This is a genomic window from Kitasatospora sp. NPDC002040 (genome assembly GCF_040296785.1).
Taxonomy (GTDB): Bacteria; Actinomycetota; Actinomycetes; order Streptomycetales; family Streptomycetaceae; genus Kitasatospora.
The window spans coordinates 161,923-178,183 of the sequence record NZ_JBEOXV010000012.1 but is presented as its reverse complement, the minus strand read 5'-3'; the positions used below and the strand labels follow the sequence as shown (position 1 = coordinate 178,183).

At 74.5% G+C, this 16,261-nt stretch carries 13 protein-coding genes; 11 read left to right on the top strand and 2 right to left on the bottom strand.

Translation table 11 applies throughout. The features are described from left to right. Positions 1 to 45 precede the first annotated feature (45 nt). The gene (locus ABT118_RS24200; protein ID WP_350672539.1) at positions 46 to 684 is read left to right on the top strand and encodes a winged helix-turn-helix domain-containing protein; all 639 of its coding nucleotides are present in this window, start codon (positions 46 to 48) and stop codon (positions 682 to 684) included. A gap of 144 nt (positions 685 to 828) precedes the next feature. On the opposite strand, the gene ABT118_RS24195 is transcribed toward ABT118_RS24200, so the two are convergent. Then, on the bottom strand, positions 829 to 1,818 hold the full coding sequence (locus ABT118_RS24195; RefSeq protein WP_350672604.1) for an aldo/keto reductase: 990 nt from the start codon (positions 1,816 to 1,818) through the stop codon (positions 829 to 831). A 106-nt stretch (positions 1,819 to 1,924) separates the two neighbouring features. On the opposite strand from ABT118_RS24195, the gene ABT118_RS24190 reads away from it, so the two are divergent. From ABT118_RS24190 to ABT118_RS24180, 3 genes are all read left to right on the top strand, one after another. Continuing rightward, on the top strand, positions 1,925 to 2,368 hold the full coding sequence (locus ABT118_RS24190) for a group III truncated hemoglobin (RefSeq protein ID WP_350672537.1): 444 nt from the start codon (positions 1,925 to 1,927) through the stop codon (positions 2,366 to 2,368). Between the two features lie 233 nt (positions 2,369 to 2,601). After that, positions 2,602 to 3,621 carry an LLM class flavin-dependent oxidoreductase gene (locus tag ABT118_RS24185; protein WP_350672535.1) on the top strand — a complete coding sequence of 340 codons (1,020 nt, stop codon included), beginning with the start codon at positions 2,602 to 2,604 and terminating at the stop codon, positions 3,619 to 3,621. A gap of 152 nt (positions 3,622 to 3,773) precedes the next feature. Next, positions 3,774 to 7,088 (top strand): ATP-binding protein, encoded by a 3,315-nt coding sequence (locus ABT118_RS24180; RefSeq protein WP_350672534.1) that lies wholly within the window; start codon positions 3,774 to 3,776, stop codon positions 7,086 to 7,088. A gap of 85 nt (positions 7,089 to 7,173) precedes the next feature. On the opposite strand, the gene ABT118_RS24175 is transcribed toward ABT118_RS24180, so the two are convergent. After that, positions 7,174 to 7,956 carry an IclR family transcriptional regulator gene (locus ABT118_RS24175; protein ID WP_350672533.1) on the bottom strand — a complete coding sequence of 261 codons (783 nt, stop codon included), beginning with the start codon at positions 7,954 to 7,956 and terminating at the stop codon, positions 7,174 to 7,176. Between the two features lie 319 nt (positions 7,957 to 8,275). Between ABT118_RS24175 and ABT118_RS24170 the strand changes: the two genes are divergently transcribed. The 7 genes from ABT118_RS24170 to ABT118_RS24140 all read left to right on the top strand — a co-directional run bounded on the left by ABT118_RS24170 (position 8,276) and on the right by ABT118_RS24140 (position 16,194). Continuing rightward, positions 8,276 to 9,265 (top strand): ABC transporter substrate-binding protein, encoded by a 990-nt coding sequence (locus tag ABT118_RS24170; protein ID WP_350672532.1) that lies wholly within the window; start codon positions 8,276 to 8,278, stop codon positions 9,263 to 9,265. 24 nt (positions 9,266 to 9,289) lie between these two features. Continuing rightward, positions 9,290 to 10,309 (top strand): NrtA/SsuA/CpmA family ABC transporter substrate-binding protein, encoded by a 1,020-nt coding sequence (locus ABT118_RS24165; RefSeq protein WP_350672530.1) that lies wholly within the window; start codon positions 9,290 to 9,292, stop codon positions 10,307 to 10,309. Next, positions 10,306 to 11,121 carry an ABC transporter permease gene (locus ABT118_RS24160; RefSeq protein ID WP_350672528.1) on the top strand — a complete coding sequence of 272 codons (816 nt, stop codon included), beginning with the start codon at positions 10,306 to 10,308 and terminating at the stop codon, positions 11,119 to 11,121. The genes ABT118_RS24165 and ABT118_RS24160 overlap by 4 nt, the downstream gene beginning before the upstream one ends. Next, the gene (locus ABT118_RS24155) at positions 11,118 to 11,849 is read left to right on the top strand and encodes an ABC transporter ATP-binding protein (RefSeq protein ID WP_350672525.1); all 732 of its coding nucleotides are present in this window, start codon (positions 11,118 to 11,120) and stop codon (positions 11,847 to 11,849) included. Before ABT118_RS24160 ends, ABT118_RS24155 begins: the two co-directional genes overlap by 4 nt. Continuing rightward, positions 11,850 to 12,710 (top strand): ABC transporter substrate-binding protein, encoded by an 861-nt coding sequence (locus ABT118_RS24150; protein WP_350672524.1) that lies wholly within the window; start codon positions 11,850 to 11,852, stop codon positions 12,708 to 12,710. After that, positions 12,710 to 13,780, top strand: coding sequence for an LLM class flavin-dependent oxidoreductase (locus ABT118_RS24145; RefSeq protein ID WP_350672522.1), 1,071 nt, complete (start codon positions 12,710 to 12,712; stop codon positions 13,778 to 13,780). Before ABT118_RS24150 ends, ABT118_RS24145 begins: the two co-directional genes overlap by 1 nt. A gap of 290 nt (positions 13,781 to 14,070) precedes the next feature. Next, a complete protein-coding gene (locus ABT118_RS24140; RefSeq protein ID WP_350672520.1) occupies positions 14,071 to 16,194 on the top strand; it encodes an MMPL family transporter in 2,124 nt (707 codons plus the stop codon). Positions 16,195 to 16,261 lie beyond the last annotated feature (67 nt).

Below are 16,261 nucleotides of genomic sequence, written 5' to 3'. Positions count from 1 at the left end.
GCGCAGACGACACCCACCATCCGTCACGCGCGAAAGAGCGGCATCATGTCTTCCTCCTCCACCGCCACCCTGCCCGTCCCCTCCGCCACCCCGCACCTGCGGGCCGTCCGCGCCGTCGGCTCGCCCGCCGACCGCTGGCACCCCGCCACCGCGCCGCAGCACTCGGCCCAGGCGCTGTTCGGCGCCCTGCCCGAGGGCGCCACGGTGGTCGCCGCACTGCCCCAGTCCGCCATCCCGCAGGGCCTGTTGGCGCAGTACGGGGCCCAGCTCGGCGCGGCCGGCAGCCCGCTGGTCGGCTACCTGGTGCTGGTGCCCGCCGCGCAGGCACCGGCCGCCGCTCCGGTCCCGGTCCCGGCCCCGGCTGCCGTCCCGGCCCGTCCGGCCGCCCGTCCGGCCGGGCGCGGCATCAGCGTCGACACCGAGCGCCGCAGCGCCCACGTGGACGGCAGGCCGCTCGACCTCACCTACCTGGAGTTCGAGCTGCTCGCCCACCTCACCGAGCACCCGCAGCGCGTCCACACCCGGGACCACCTGGTCTCCGCCGTCTGGGGCTACGGCCACGTCGGCGACGGCCGCACGGTCGACGTCCACGTCGCCCGGCTCCGCCGCAAGCTCGGCGCGGGCTACCGCGACAGCATCGTCACGGTCCGCCGGGTCGGCTACAAGTACACCCCGGCGAACTGACCTGAGCCATGGCGCAGCCAGGGGCCCGGGGAACTGCGAGGACGTCCGGCGTGCGGGTCACCGGGCAGAGTGCCCTGCCTTGCCCGCACGTTGAACGATCCTCGGGCCGGCGCCGCCGTTCCCCGGGCCCCTGACCGCTGGTGGTTACCGGCTCAAGCGGTCGATCTCGGCGAGCTCCTCGGCCGTGAGCGGCCCCGCGGCCAGGGCGTCGAGGTTCTGGTCGAGCTGGGCCACGCTGCTCGCGCCGATGATGACCGAGACGATCCGGTCGTCCCGGAGCACCCAGCTGAGTGCCAGCTGGGCCAGGCTCTGGCCGCGCCGCTCGGCGACCTTGGCCAGCGACCGCAGCTGCTCCAGCTTGGCCCCGGTCAGCGCCTCCTCCTTGAGGAAGTGCCCGACCGACATCCGCGAGCCGACCGGGACGTCGCCGGAGAGGTAGCGGTCGGTCAGCAGGCCCTGGGCCAGCGGCGAGTACGCGATCAGGCTGGTCTGGGTCTCGCCGACCGCGTCCAGCACGGCGTCCTCGACGCCCCGGTCCAGGATCGAGTAGCGCGACTGGTTCAGCAGCACCGGCGTCCCCAGCTCGCGCAGGATCGCCACCGCCTCGCGGTGCTGCTCCGCCGGGTAGTTGGAGATCGCCGCGTACAGCGCCCGGCCCGACCGCACGGCGGTGTCGAGCGCCCCCATGGTCTCCTCCAGCGGAGTGGTGGGGTCGTAGCGGTGCGAGTAGAAGACGTCGACGTAGTCGAGGCCCATCCGGCCGAGCGACTGGTCCAGGCTGGCCAGCAGGTACTTCCGGCTGCCGCCGTCGCCGTACGGGCCCGGCCACATGTCGTAGCCGGCCTTGGAGGCGATGAACAGCTCGTCCCGGTACGGGCGGAAGTCCTGCGCGTACAGGGTGCCGAAGTTCTTCTCGGCGCTGCCGTACGGCGGGCCGTAGTTGTTGGCCAGGTCGAAGTGGGTGACGCCCCGGTCGAAGGCCCGGCGCAGCACGGCGCGCTGCACCTCCAGCGGCTGGGTGTCACCGAAGTTGTGCCACAGGCCGAGCGAGATCGCGGGCAGCAGCACTCCGCTGCGGCCGGCCCGGCGGTAGGTCATCGAGGAGTAGCGGTCATCGGCAGCGCGGTACGTCATCATGCAGGCATCCTGCCAGTTCCGCCCGCCCGACCGGGACCATCGGCCCTGCCGGGTTCCCGAGCCGCGCCGTACGCTGGCGTACGACCCAGGGAGAGGAGCCCCGATGTCCGACCTGGTCGATCTGGCCGACCGGGCCGACCTGGAACTGCTGCTGCGCCGGTTCTACGGCGCGGCGTTCGCCGATCCGGTGATCGGGCCGTACTTCGCCGGGACGGACCTGGAGCGGCACCTGCCGCACATCGCGGACTTCTGGGAGCGGGCGCTGCTGCGGAGTGCCGAGTACCGGCGCGACCTGTTCGCCCCCCATGCCGCGCTGAACGGGCAACAGCCGCTCACCGCCCTGCACTTCGGCCGCTGGCTGCAGCTCTGGAACGCCACCGTGGACGGCCTGTACAGCGGCCCGCTGGCCGACCGGGCCAAGGCGCAGGGGGAGCGGATCTCGATCGCTCTGCTCCGCCGGCTGTCGGACGGTGGGACCGGCGGCGGGACCAGCGGTGGGACCGGCGGGTTCGTGCCGCTCTCGGCGGTGCTGCTGCGCAGCCGATGACCCTTGCCGTGCTCCGGGCGCCCGGCATAGGCTCGCCGGAGATCAGTGGTACGCGGCCGAGTCGAGGGGAGCGGGTTGTGTCCGACCGTTCCGTCCTCCGCCGTTGTTGTCGCCTTCGCGGCACCGTGCGCTGACGCGCCCTCCACCTCTCTCCCGGTGCCGTCCCCCTCCGTACGGGCGACAGCTGCTGCCCGGGGACGGGTGCGGCCGCCGCCGTTCGCAAGGAGACCGCCATGCGGTTCATCGTCTCGTCCCTGGTGTCCAACGGCCCCGATCCGGTGACCGGCCGTCAGTACGCCCCGCAGCAGAAGCTCGAGAACGTGATCGACCAGGCCGTCACCGCCGAGCGGCTCGGCTTCGACGGCTACGGCGTGGGGGAGCGGCACGGCGAGCCGTTCCTCTCGCCCGCCCCGCCGGTGCTGCTGAGCGCGATCGCGGCCCGGACCTCGACCATCCGGCTGTTCACCACCGTCACGGTGCTCAGCGTCCTCGACCCGGTCCGGGTGGCCGAGGACTACGCCCTGCTGGACCAGCTCTCCGGCGGCCGGGTGGAGCTGATCATCGGCAAGGGCAACGACCCCCGGCACTTCGGCCTGTTCGGCCTGACGGAGGACCAGCAGTGGGACTACCTGGAGGAGAACTACGGTCTGCTGCACCGGCTCTGGCGTGAGGAGAAGGTCAGCTGGCACGGCCGCTTCCGGGCCCCGCTCGCCGAGGTGACCACCTACCCCCGGCCGCTCCAGCAGCCGATCCCGGTCTGGCACGGCAGCGCGACCAGCCGCCGGTCCACCGACCTGGCCGCCCGGTACGGCGACCCGCTGTTCTCCGCCAACAGCTTCCACCCGCTCCCCAAGTACGCCGCCCTGGTCGACCACTACCGCGAGCGCTGGGAGCACTACGGCCACGACCCGGCCCAGGCCAGGGTCGGCACCGGCTTCGGCGGACTGTTCATCGCCCCGCGCTCGCAGGACGCGGTCGAGGGCTTCCGGCCGTACTGGAACGCGCTGTTCGACTCGGCGGCGGGCCGGCACAACAACTCCCCCTTCACCTCGCTGGAGGACGCCCTCGACCGCGGCTCGGCCCTGGTCGGCAGCCCGCAGCAGGTGATCGACAAGATCCACCGCTACCACGAGGCCTTCGGCAATGAGGTGGCCAACATCGGCGTCGACTCCCTCACCGAGTCGCTCCAGCACGAACAGCTCGAACTCTTCGCCACCGAGGTCGCCCCGGCCGTCCGCGCCGGGCTCGGCTGAGCCGCCCGGCGGTGCCCCGGCCCCGCACCGCGATCCGTCCGCATCTTGACCGTCCGCACCGTGACCATCCCTACGGTGAACCGGCCGGGCCGCGGCCCGGCGCCGCACTTGGAGTCCCCTTGGAGCGGGGCCGGGCCGATCGCATAGGCTCGGTGACCAGGAACGTGGTCGGGGGAGGGCTGGTGCAGGGAGTGGGCACGGTCCGGATCAAGGTGCTCGGAGCGCTGGCGGCCGAGGTGGACGGAGTCCGGGTCGGGCTCGGCGGGCCGAGGCAGCGCGGGGTGCTCGGACAGCTGCTGGTGGCCGGCGGCGCCGTGGTGGCCGCGGACCGGTTGGTCGACGGCCTGTGGGGCGGCCGCCCACCGGCCAAGGCGGCGGCCTCGCTGCAGGCGTACATCTCCAACCTGCGGCGGGTGCTGGAGCCCGCGCGCGGACCCCGCGAGCCGGCCCGGGTGCTGGTGAGCGAGGCGCCCGGGTACGCGCTGCGGCTGCCGGAGCCGGGGGCGCTGGACGCCCGGGACTTCGAACGGCTGGTGGCCCGAGCCAGGGAGCTGCGCCGGCCGGGGCCGGTCCGGGAGGCGCTGGAGCTCTGGGACGGCGAGGCGTACGCGGAGTTCGCCGAGCAGCCCTGGGCGCTCCGGGAGGTGGCCAGGCTGAACGAACTGAGGCTGAGCGCACGGGAGTTGTCGATCGCGCTGACGGTCGAGCAGGGCGACTGCGGCACCGCCGTGCCGGCGGCGGTGGCGCTCACCGAGGAGCACCCGTTCCGGGAGGAGGGGTGGCGGCTGCTGGCGCTGGCGCTCTGGACCGGGAACCGGCAGGCCGAGGCGCTGGACGCGCTGCGCCGGGCCCGCACCCTGCTGGCGGCCGACCTCGGGCTCGATGTCGGCCCCGCGCTGGCTGAGTTGGAGTCGGCGATCCTCAACCAGCGGACCGAACTCATCGCCGCCGCCAGGCCGCCGGCCCCGCCGCAGGAGCTGTTCGTCGGCCGGGTGGACGAGCTGCGGACGGTGCGGGAGGCGGCGGCCGAGGCGGTCGGCGGCGCGCGCTCGGTGGTGTTGGTCAGCGGGGAGGCCGGAGCCGGGAAGAGCACGCTGCTGCAGCAGCTGCGGGCCGAACTCACCGCCGCCGGCTGGCTGGTGGCCGCAGGCCGGTGTCCGGAGAGCGAGGGCGCACCGCCCGCCTGGGCCTGGACCGAGGCGCTCCGCGAGCTGGCCGGCCAGGTCGGCCCCGGGCCCGCCGAGGCCGAGGTGCTGGCCCCGCTGCTGGAGGCGGAGGAGTACGCCGCGCGCTGGGGCAACGACGCGCTGGCGGGCCGGTTCCGGCTGCACCGCGCGGTGGCCGACTGGCTCCGCCGGGCCGCCGCCGACCGGCCGGTGGCCGTGGTGCTGGACGACCTGCACGCCGCCGACCAGGAGACCCGGGCCCTGCTCGCCGAGCTGGCCACCGGCCCGGCCGTCCCCGGGCTGCTGCTGATCGTGGCCCACCGCCCCGGCGAGGGTGAACTCACGGAGACCCTGGCCCAGTTGGCCCGGCTGTCGCCCCGGCGGCTGCCGCTGCCCGGCCTGGACGAGGCGGAGGCCGGCCGGCTGATCGCGGCCGTCTGCCCGACCGCGGTGGACCGGGCGACCGTCGCCGCCCTGGCCGAACGGACCGGCGGCAACCCGTTCTACCTCCGCGAGAGCGCCCGGCTGCTGGCCGGCGAGGGCGCCCTGGTCGCGGTCACCGAAGTCCCGCAGGGGGTCGGCGACGTGCTGCGCCGCCGCTTCGACGGGCTGCCGGCCGACACCGTGGAGGTGCTCAGGCTGGCCGCCGTGGTCGGCCGGGAGGCCGAGGTCGACCTGCTGCTGGCGGCCACCGACCGGACCGAGGACCAGCTGCTCGCCGCACTGGAGACGGCACTGGCCGGCGGGCTGCTCACCGAGCCGGGCCCCGGGGTGGTCCGGTTCACCCACGCACTGGTCCGGGACACCCTGTACGCGGACCTCAGCGGCCTGCGCCGGGCCCGGCTGCACGGCCGGGTCGGGGCCGCGCTCGCCGAGCTGAGGCCGGGTCAGCTCTCGGCCCTGGCCCACCACTTCACCCGGGCCGCGTCCGCCGCCACCGCCCGGCTCGCGGTGGAGCACTGCGTCCGGGCCGCCGAGGCGGCCGAGCGGCGCTACGCGCACGAGACCTGTGCGGCGCTGCTCCGGCAGGCCCTGGCCAATCTGGAGCTGGTGCCGCCGGGCCGGGACGACCGCCCGGCCCGCCGGATCGAGCTGCTCGGCGCCCTGCTCCGGGCCCAGGTCCGCGCCGGTGCGATCACGGCGGCGCTGGAGACCCGGCGCACCGCGGTCGAGCTGGCCCGGGAGACCGGCCGGACCGACCTGGCGATCGCGGCCTGGACCTCCTGGACCGAGCCCACCCCCTGGGTCGCGCACGCCTACGGCTCGATCGACCAGGGCGCGGTGGACACCCTGACCGGCCTGCTCGCGCTGCCGGACCTGGCGCCCGCCACCCGCTGCAACCTGCTGGACGCGCTCACCTACGAGTTCGACTGCTCCGGCCGCCCGGAGGGCTGGGACGCGGCCGCCGAGGCGGTGGCGATCGCCCGCGCGGAGGGCGATCCGGTGCTGCTCGCCCACGCGCTGGCGGCCCGGGCCCGGGTGCACGACTACGAGCTGGAGACCGAGCTGCGCGGCGAGATCGCGGTGGAGCTGGCCGCGCTGGCCACCGAGCACGACCTGCCGGCCTATCGCTGGCAGGCCGAGCACCTGTTCTGCACCGCCGCCGCCGCCCGGGGCGACCTGGTGGCGCTGCGCGAGCACATCGCCACCGGGCTGCGGATCGCCGAGGCGTACCACCTGCCGGAGCTGGTCGACGTCGGCCGCTGCCAGCTCGGCATGCTGGCCCTGATCGAGGACCGGCCGGCCGAGGCGGAGGCGCACTACCGGCAGGCGATCGACGGGCTGGTCGCCCGGGAGTCGCTGCACGCGGCCGGCTTCACCGCGCTGTACCGGATCACGGTGGCGCTCCGGAACGGCACCCTGGCCGAGCAGCTGCCCATGATCGAGCAGGCCGGCGCGGTGTACGGGGCGATCGTCGAGGACGTCCGCGCCCTGGCCCTGGTCGAGCTCGGCCGCCCGGCCGAGGCCAGGGCGGTCCGGGTCACCAGGCGGTTCGTTCCGTCGGACTACTACCGGTCGTTCTTCCTCACCGTCCGGGCGATGGTGGTGCTGGCGCTGGACGAACGGGCCGAGGCGGAGGACGTGTTCACCGAGCTGCTGCCGCTGCGGCACATGATCGCCGGGGTGGCCAGCACCTCGATCGCGCTGCGCCCGGTCGCCCTCACCCTCGGCGACCTGGCCCGCTACCTCGGCCACCCGAGCGCCGCCGGGCACTACGAGTTCGCCGCCGCGCTGGCCCGCGGGTGGAACGCGCCGCACTGGGAGGCCGAGGCGCTGGCGGCCCTCGCCCTGATCCGCTGACCCCGATCCGCTGACCCGCCGTCACCGCCACGGCTGCCACGAGGTGTTCACACGCCGTTGACACCGGGCGCCGGGCCGGGGCCGATCAGTCGAAGCTGCGCACCCGCCGCCGGTCCGGCGGGAGCAGTAGGACCTCCAGCGCCTCGGCACAGGCCCGGGCGTGGGCCAGGAACCAGGGCAGCCGGGCGTCGGTGAGCACGTCCGGGGTGGAGCGGACGGCCAGGGCGGAGTGGGCGTGGCCGGTCGCGTCCAGCACCGGGATGCCCAGGGTCCGTACACCGTAGGCGGATTCACCGTCGTTGAGGGCGTAGCCCGCGGCCCGGACCCGGTCGAGCTCGGCGGCCAGTACGGCCGGGTCGACGATGGTGCGGTCGGTCCGGGCGTCCAGCGGCGGCAGCGCGGTGAGGTCGTCCTCGCCGGGGCGGGCCCAGGCCAGCAGGACCTTGCCGAGCGCGGTGGAGTGCAGCGGCCGGCGCAGGCCCAGGCCGGTGCTGGGCTGGACGGAGCCGCCGACCAGGATCACCGCGTGGCCGCCGCTGCGGATGGCCAGGTCGGCGGTGGCGGCGGTGGTCGCCGACAGGGCCGCCAACTCGGGTGCGGCGCGGTGCAGTCCGCGCTGGTGCAGGGAGAGCTGGCCCAGCTCCGCGACCGAGGGGCCGAGGCGGTAGCGGGCGGTGCCCCGGTCCTGTTCCAGGAATCCGGCGGCGACCAGGGTGCGGGCCAGCCGGTGCGAGGTGGAGACGGACAGCTCCATCCGGCGGGCCAGGTCGGAGGCGCTGAGGTCACCCGCGTTGTCGCGGAAGCAGTGCAGCAGTCCGAGGGCCCGGGTGACTGCCTGGGCCCCGGCGGGGGCGTCCGTCGTCGTCATGTCCCCAGCATGCGAACGGTGCCACAGTCTGGCAAGTGTGACCGGAACATGAACCCGGGTTACGCCGTCCGACAGGTCCGTCAACAGGTGGGTCCCACCATGTGGAAAGCCTTGCTTCTTCCGGTCGGGCCGTGGAAACCTCCTGTCACCAGGCCACCGGGACCGGAAGGAGCAGCACGATGACGACCCCTCGACCGCTGCGCCCGTCCGCCGCCCGCTGTTGTCGCTGACCTGCCCGACCCCGTTCCGCCTCCTGCCTTGCCGCGTGGTGAAAGCCCCCGTGCGTCAGGGCGTCACCCCCCTTCCTGGGAGTCCCGCCATGGACCAACTCTGGTTCACCCGCTGCCCGGTGCCCACCGCCACCGGGATCGCCGCCGACCGAGGCCTGCTGGCCGAGGAGTTCGCCCCCGACGGCATCACCGTCCGCTCGCTGCAGGACGTGTCCGCCGCCGTGGCCGCCGACCACCACTACACCCACGCCCTGGAGGGACTGTTCCGCGAGGGCGGCAACGTGCCCGCGCTGTGGGCCCGTTCACGGGGTGAGGAGACCAGGGTGGTCGCGCTGACCTGGATCGAGGAGCGGCAGTCGATCCTGGTCCGGGCCGACAGCGGGGTGCGCGACCCGGCCGGGCTGCGCGGGCTGCGGCTGGCGGTCCCGGTGCACGCGATCGGGATCGACTTCTGGCGGGCGATGGCGCTCAGCGGGTTCGCCGGAGCCCTGGCGCAGGCCGGACTCACCCTGGCCGACGCCGAGTTGACCGAGGTGGCCGGTTCGCCGCAGGGCCAGTGGGAGGGCGAGCTGGCCGCCCTGCGGGACGGCCGGGTGGACGCGGTCTACGTCAAGGGCGCACTCGCGGTCGAGGCCGCCGCCCGCTACGGCGCGGTGGTGGCGGTCGACCTGGACGCCCTCCCGGACCGCCGGGCCCGGGTCAACAACGGCACCCCGCGTCCGATCACCGTCCACCAGCGGCTGCTCGACCGGCGTCCCGACCTGGTGGCGCGGTTCCTCGCGGTGCTGGTCGAGGCCGCCGACTGGGCCCGCGACCGGCCCGCCGAGCTGGCCCGCATCCTGAGCGCCGAGACCGGCGCCGGGGCGGACGGCGTGGCGGGCGCCTACCGGCAGGACACCGGGCACTCGCTCCAACTCGACCTCTCCGACGAACGGCTGGACCTGCTGGCGCAGCAGGAGCGCTTCCTCTCCACCCAGGGCTTCCTGCCCGAACGGGTCGACGTCCGGTCCTGGGCCGACCCCGCACCGCTGGAGCAGGCCCGCACCCTGCTCGCCTCCCGCCGCCGCACCGGCGTCTGACACCTCCGCAGAAAGCGACACACCATGAACCCCCGTTGGCTCCCGTCCGCCGCACTCCTGACCGCCGCCCTGCTGGGCCTCGCCGCCTGCGGCTCCTCGGCCGGTGACGGCGGCGCGGCCGCCGGCGACCGGGCCGGGCAGATCGAGGTCCGGATCCCCGAGGACGGCAACTCCGGCCTGCTGGCGCTGGCCAAGAAGGACGGCTCGCTCGCCAAGGCCCTGGCCAAGGTCAACGCCAAGGTGGCCTGGACCGGCACTGCAGGGCCCTTCGCCCCCGCCGCCCAGCAACTCGACGCCGACGCACTGGACTTCGCCCAGGGCTCGATCACCTCCGCCACCGCCGCGCTGGCCCAGTCGCCGGGCTTCAAGCTGTTCGCCGCGGTCGCCCCCGACCAGCTGGGCGAGGGCATCCTGGTGAAGAACGACTCCCCGATCAAGACCGTCCAGGACCTGGTCGGCAAGAAGATCGCGGTCTGGCACGGCGGCACCAGCGAGTACCTGCTGCTCAAGGCGCTCAAGCAGAACGACATCCCGGTCGACCGGGTCGAGCGGGTCTACCTCCAGCCCAACCAGATCGCCCCGGTCTTCAACTCCGGCCAGGTCGACGCCTGGTCCACCTGGGGCACCTACGCCGTCCCCCAACTCGCGGACCGCAACGCGCACTTCCTGGTCACCGGCGGCCAGGTCGGCTCGGACAACCACGCCGTCTGGACGGTGCGCACCAAGTTCGCCGACGCGCACCCCGCCGTGGTCAAGGCGCTGTACGACTACCTGCACGAGGCCGGACTCAAGCAGCAGCAGGACCCGGCGGCGTACCTGAACGTGAAGACCACGGCGGGCCCGGAGGCGGTCAGCCCCGCACAGCAGGCGATCCAGATCCCGATCGACAAGGCGAAGGGCACCGCCCAGCCGATCACCGAGGCCGATCTGACCCGGTTCCACTCGGTCGCGCAGTTCTTCGCCGACCAGGGCATCACCAAGGGCTTCTTCGACGTCAAGCCGTACCTGATCGACGTCAACACCCTCCCGGGGAGCGCCGGATGACCACCACCCACCTGGTCGCCCCGCGGCCCCGGACGGCCCGCAGGCGCAGGCCCGGGCTCGCCCTCGGCCTGCGCACCCTGGGCCCGCTCGTGGTGCTGCTGGCCTGGTACACCGCCTCCGCGACCGGCCTGCTGACCACCGACCTGCTGGCCTCGCCCGGCGCGGTGCTGCAGGCACTCGGCGAGCTGTGGAGCAGCGGCCAGCTCGCCGACGCGCTCTCGGTCTCGCTGACCAGGGCCGGTTCGGGGCTGCTGATCGGCGCGGGCATCGGGCTCGCGCTCGGCGTGCTGACCGGCTTCTCCCGGCTCGGCGAGGAACTGCTCGACTCCTCGGTGCAGTTGCTGCGCACCATCCCGTTCCTGTCGCTGGTGCCGCTGTTCATGGTGTGGTTCGGCATCGGCGAGACCGCCCGGGTGGTGCTGATCGCGGTGGCCACCAGCTTCCCGATGTACGTCTCCACCGCCGGCGGGGTGCGCAACACCGACCGCAAGCTGGTGGAGGCGATGCGCAGCTTCGGGATGGGCCGGGCCGCGCTGGTGCGCGAGGTGGTCCTGCCCGGCGCGCTGCCGTCGCTGCTCTCCGGCCTGCGGCTGTCGATGACGCTCAGCGTGATCGCGCTGATCGCCGCCGAGGAGATCAACTCCACCGCCGGGATCGGCTATCTGATGTCCACCGCGCAGGAGTACTCCCGCACCGACATCCTGACCGTCTGCATCCTGGTCTACGCCCTGATCGGGCTGCTCGCGGACGGTGTGGTCCGCCTGCTGGAACGACTGCTCATGCCATGGCGCACCCAGGGAGCCCAGCGATGACCGTCACCCCCGACACCGCCGTGCACCTGCGCGGCCTGCGCCGCACCTTCGGCGACCGCCACGTGCTGGACGGCCTGGACCTGGAGATCGCCCGGGGCGAGTTCCTGGCCCTGCTGGGTGCCAGCGGCACCGGCAAGACCACCCTGCTGCGCATCCTCGGTGCGCTCGACCACCACGACGCCGGGACGGTGCTGGTCCCCGAGGCCCGTACCGTCGTCTTCCAGGAGCCGCGCCTGGTGCCCTCCAAGAAGGTGCTGGCCAATGTGACGGTGGGTCTGCCGCGCGGCGCGGCGAGCCGGGAGACCGGTCTGCGGGCGCTGACCGAGGTGGGCCTGGAGCGGCACGCCGACGCCTGGCCCGCCACCCTGTCCGGCGGCGAGGCGCAGCGGGTCGCGCTGGCCCGGGCGCTGGTCCGGGAGCCCGAACTGCTGCTGCTGGACGAGCCGTTCGCCGCCCTGGACGCGCTGACCCGGCTGCGGATGCAGGACCTGGTCGGCGAGCTGTGCCGGGCCCACCGACCGGCCGTACTGCTGGTCACCCACGACGTCGAGGAGGCCGTCCGGCTGGCCGACCGGGTCGCGGTGCTGCGCGACGGCAAGCTGGTCACCGACCAGCGGATCCCCATCGACCACCCCCGCGACCCCGCCGACCCGGCCTTCGCCGACCTCAGGCGCCGCCTGCTCGCCGACCTCGGCGTGCACACCCCGATTCCCGCTGGAGCGAACTGAATGACTGTCAACATCGGTGTGCACAACGCCAACCCCTCGCTGTACCACCTCTCCCGGCTCGGCCTGCTGGAGGCCGCCCTGGCCCCGCTCGGCGAGACCGTGGCCTGGCACCAGGTCGGCGGCCTCGACACCGCCGGGGCCCTCGCGGACGGCACCATCGACTTCGGCGGCACCGGCTCCACCCCGCCGCTCTCGGCCCAGGCCGCCGGGCACGACCTGGTCTACGCCGCCGTCTCGGCACCGCGGCCGGGCCACGGCGCGCTGCTGGTCGCCGCCGACAGCCCGATCCGGACCGTCGCCGACCTCGGCGGCCGGACCGTCGCGCTGGCGATCGGCTCCTGGCAGACCCACTTCACCGCCAAGGCGCTGGCCGGGGCCGGGCTCTCGTACGGCACCGACATCACCGCGCTGCGCTCGGACGGGGGTTCCTACGAGCAGCTGCTCGCGGGCCGGATCGACGCCTGGGTGGCGCAGGGCGCCGAGCTGGCCGCCGCCCGCCGCTCCGGTACGGTCCGCGTCCTGGCCGAGGCCGGCGAGGTGATCACCGACCGGTCCGTCTTCTTCACCCGCCGGGACTTCGCGCTCGCCCACCCCGGGCTGGTCGAGGCCATCGTGGCCGCGCTCGGCCAGGCGGACGCCTGGGCCGCCGCGCACCTGGACGAGGCGGCCGCGATCGCCGCCGCGGACCAGGGCGGCACCGAGGCCGACTGGCGGCAGGCGCTCGAAGCCCTGCCCTGGAAGCTGGAGCCGGTCTCCGCCGCCTTCCTGGCCGAACAGCAGGAGGCCGCCGACATCCTGGCCGCGGCCGGCTTCCTGCCCACCCCGATCACCGTCGCCGACGCCGTCCTCGGAGCCCGCTGATGCCCACCCCCGAGATCCTCTGGTACGTCATCCCGCGCGAGGGCGCCTTCCCCTGGGAGCCCGAGGGCCGCCGGGGCGTCGACCTGGCCTACCTCCAGCAGCTCGGCGTCGCCGCCGACCGGCTCGGCTACGACGGCGCGCTGTTCGCCACCGACCTGTACGACGTCTGGCCGCTGGCGAGCGCGCTGGCCGCCGTCACCCGGCCGAGCTTCAAACCGCTGCTCGCCGTGCACCCCGGGCTGATCTCGCCGACCCTGCTGGCCAAGATGGCGCTCAGCTTCAGCCAGCTGTTCGGCCCGGACCGGCTGCGGTTCAACGTGGTGAACGGCTCCACCGAGCAGCTGCGCCAGTCCGGCCTGCACCTGGAGCACGACGAGCGCTACGAACTCAGCGCCGAGTACTGGTCGATCGTCAAGCGCCTGACGGCCGGTGAGGTCTTCGACCACAAGGGCCGGTTCTACGACCTGCCGGGCGCGGGCAGCTCGCTGCGCGAGCTGGCACCGGTCCAGGGCGGGGCGCACACCCCGCTGTGGTTCGGCGGCTCCTCGGCACCGGGGATCGAGATGGCGGCCGAGCACGTCGACGTCTACCTGACCTGGGGCGAGCCGCCGCACCTGCTGGAGCAGAAGCTCCGGCAGGTCCGCGAGCGGGCCGCCCACCACGGGCGGACGCTGCGGCTCGGGCTGCGGCTGCACCTGATCGTCCGCGACACCGAGGAGCAGGCCTGGGCGGCCGCCGACCGGCTGCTCGACGTCACCAGCGAGGCCACGTACACCCGGATGCTGGGGGACGGCGCCGAGGACGGGGTCGGCTGGCAGCGGCAGTTCCGCCAGCACGGCGGCCGGGTGCCGGCCCGGGCCCGGGAGCTGGAGACCCATCCCAACCTGTGGCCCGGCATGAGCCTGTTCCGCCCCGGCCCCGGCACGGCCGTGGTCGGCAGCACCCGGCAGGTGGTGCAGCGGCTCCGGGAGTACCAGGACCTGGGCGTGGACACCTTCATCCTGTCCGGCAACCCGCTGCTGGAGGAGGCCTACCGGGTGGCCGAGACGGTGCTGCCGGCCCTGCGCTGACGGCCCGCCACCAGGGAGCCGGGGCGGCCGCCGTCCGGCGGCCGCCCACCCGGGGCTGCGATTCGGGGGCCGGGGCGAAGACGAAGGCAGCTGACCCGGCTGCGCACGGGTGACGTCCGCCGAGGCAGACCCCGCAGCACCCCGACGCCCCGCCGCCGGAGGCTCTGGGCCGTTGCCGTTCGGCGGCCTTGGATCGCTGCTGCCGGGGGCGGTGGCCGGCGCCAAGTGGGTTCCAAGTGCGGGTGTGCAGGCTGGGGGAGTCTCAACGGAAACCGCCGGAAGGCTCCCGCATGTCCTCGTTCCTCGGCCGCCTGGGTGGCGCCGCCGCCGCCAGACCGTGGCGGACCCTGCTCGCCTGGCTCCTGATCCTGGTCGCCGCCTTCGGCCTGGCCGCCGCCCTCGGCGGCGAGCCGCGCGACAACTACCGGGTCCCCGGTACCCGTTCGACCGCCGGCGGGGACCTGCTGGCGGAGCGCTTCCCGGAGATGTCCGGGGCGGGCGCCCGGGTCGTCGTGCACGACCGGGAGGGCGACCGGCTGCCGGAGCCGGTGCTGGCCGAGCTGCGGCAGCGGCTGACCGCCCTGCCGAAGGTCGGCTCGGTCGGCGAGCCGGTGCTCTCCGAGCGGGGCGACACCGCCCTGCTCCAGGTCTCCTACCGGGCGCTGATCACCGAGTTCAAGGGCTCCGAGGGCCTGGACGCGCTGCGCGGGGCCGGGCGGCCGACCGAGGCGGCCGGGCTCCAGGTGGAGTTCGGCGGCCAGCTGCCGGAGAACTTCTCCGCCCCGGACGGCACCGCCGAGCTGGTCGGCGTGGTGGCCGCGCTGGTGATCCTGGTGATCGCCCTGGGCACCCTGGTCTCGGCCGGGCTGCCGCTGCTGGTGGCGCTGGCCGGGCTCGGCCTCGGCACCGCGCTGACCACCCTGCTGGCGGCCGTCACCGACATCAGCGCGACCGCCCCGACGGTGGCCACCATGGTCGGCCTGGGGGTGGGCATCGACTACGCGCTGCTGCTGGTGAGCCGTCATGTCGAGGGCCTGCGGAAGGGGCTGACGAAGGAGCAGGCCGCCGCCGAGGCGACCGCGACCGCCGGGTCCTCCGTGGTGGTCGCGGGGGCCACGGTGCTGGTCTCGCTGCTCGGGCTGCGGCTGGCCGGGCTGTCCACCTACGCCTCGTTCGGCTACGCGACCTTCGCCGTGGTCGGCGCGGTGATGCTGGCCTCGCTGACCCTGGTCCCGGCGCTCTGCTCGCTGGCCGGGCCGCGCCTGCTGCGCCGCTCCGAGCGGTCCGACCCGACCAGGAAGGCCGCCACCGGGCCGACCCGGACGGAGCGCTGGGCCGAGCTGATCGGCCGCCGTCCGCTGGCCGCCGGGCTGGCCTCGCTGGTGGTGCTGCTCGCGCTGGCCGCGCCGATGCTCGGGATGCGGACCTGGCCGCAGGACGCGGGCAGCCAGGCGGCGGACAACACCACCCGCAAGGCGTACGACCTGGTGGCCGACGCGTACGGCCCGGGGGCGAACGGTCCGCTGGTGATCGCGATCGACCTGCGCACCCTGCCGGCCGCCGAACTCCCGGCCCTGGAAGCCCGGCTGAAGGCCGACCCGGGGATCGCGGCGGTCGCGCCCGCGGTGCAGAACCGGGCCGGTGACGCGGCGGTGGTCTCGGTCCGGCCGAGCACCGGGCCGCAGGACGAGCGGACCACCGAGCTGCTGGACCGGCTGCGCGGCGGCCTGCTGCCGGCCGGCGCGGAGGCGACCGGGGTGGTCGCGGTGTTCGCGGACATCTCGGCCCGGCTGAGCGAACGGCTCTGGATCGTGGTCCCGTTCGTGGTGGCGCTCTCGCTGATCCTGCTCACCCTGCTGTTCCGGGCGCCGGTGCTGGCGGTCAAGGCGGCGGCGATGAACCTGCTCTCGGTGGCGGCCGCGTACGGGGTGACCACGGCGGTGTTCCAGACCGACACGGGCGCCCACCTGCTCGGCCTGCCGCACGCCGTCCCGGTCTCCAGCTGGGTGCCGATCCTGATGTTCACCGTGCTGTTCGGGCTGTCGATGGACTACGAGGTCTTCCTGCTGGCCCGGGTCCGGGAGGACTGGCTGGCCACCGGGGACGCCAGGGGCAGCGTGGTGCGCGGCCTGTCGGCGACCGGACGGGTGATCAGCAGCGCGGCGGCCATCATGGTCGCGGTCTTCATCGGCTTCGCACTGGACCCGGACATCACGGTGAAGATGATGGGCGTCGGGATGGCGGCCGCCGTCCTGGTGGACGCCACCGTGGTCCGGCTGCTGCTGGTCCCGGCCACCATGACGCTGCTCGGCCGGGCCAACTGGTGGCTGCCGGCCTGGCTGGACCGGCTGCTCCCGGAGCTGCGGATCGAGGCGGAGGAGAGTGTTCCGGCCAAGGAGCTGGTCCCGGCCTGACCCCCGGCGGACGGACCCGAACGGTCCATCGAAGAAGTGACCACAGCGGAGTGTCAAAAAGGACATA

What these genes read in the sequence shown, in the direction of transcription:
- ABT118_RS24190 (WP_350672537.1), top strand. Translation starts at nt 1,925, where the DNA reads ATGTCCGACCTGGTCGATCTGGCCGACCGGGCCGACCTGGAACTGCTG.
- ABT118_RS24175 (WP_350672533.1), bottom strand. Translation starts at nt 7,956, where the DNA reads ATGACGACGACGGACGCCCCCGCCGGGGCCCAGGCAGTCACCCGGGCC.
- ABT118_RS24145 (WP_350672522.1), top strand. Translation starts at nt 12,710, where the DNA reads ATGCCCACCCCCGAGATCCTCTGGTACGTCATCCCGCGCGAGGGCGCC.
- ABT118_RS24160 (WP_350672528.1), top strand. Translation starts at nt 10,306, where the DNA reads ATGACCACCACCCACCTGGTCGCCCCGCGGCCCCGGACGGCCCGCAGG.
- ABT118_RS24150 (WP_350672524.1), top strand. Translation starts at nt 11,850, where the DNA reads ATGACTGTCAACATCGGTGTGCACAACGCCAACCCCTCGCTGTACCAC.
- ABT118_RS24200 (WP_350672539.1), top strand. Translation starts at nt 46, where the DNA reads ATGTCTTCCTCCTCCACCGCCACCCTGCCCGTCCCCTCCGCCACCCCG.
- ABT118_RS24195 (WP_350672604.1), bottom strand. Translation starts at nt 1,818, where the DNA reads ATGACGTACCGCGCTGCCGATGACCGCTACTCCTCGATGACCTACCGC.
- ABT118_RS24185 (WP_350672535.1), top strand. Translation starts at nt 2,602, where the DNA reads ATGCGGTTCATCGTCTCGTCCCTGGTGTCCAACGGCCCCGATCCGGTG.
- ABT118_RS24155 (WP_350672525.1), top strand. Translation starts at nt 11,118, where the DNA reads ATGACCGTCACCCCCGACACCGCCGTGCACCTGCGCGGCCTGCGCCGC.
- ABT118_RS24140 (WP_350672520.1), top strand. Translation starts at nt 14,071, where the DNA reads ATGTCCTCGTTCCTCGGCCGCCTGGGTGGCGCCGCCGCCGCCAGACCG.
- ABT118_RS24170 (WP_350672532.1), top strand. Translation starts at nt 8,276, where the DNA reads ATGGACCAACTCTGGTTCACCCGCTGCCCGGTGCCCACCGCCACCGGG.
- ABT118_RS24165 (WP_350672530.1), top strand. Translation starts at nt 9,290, where the DNA reads ATGAACCCCCGTTGGCTCCCGTCCGCCGCACTCCTGACCGCCGCCCTG.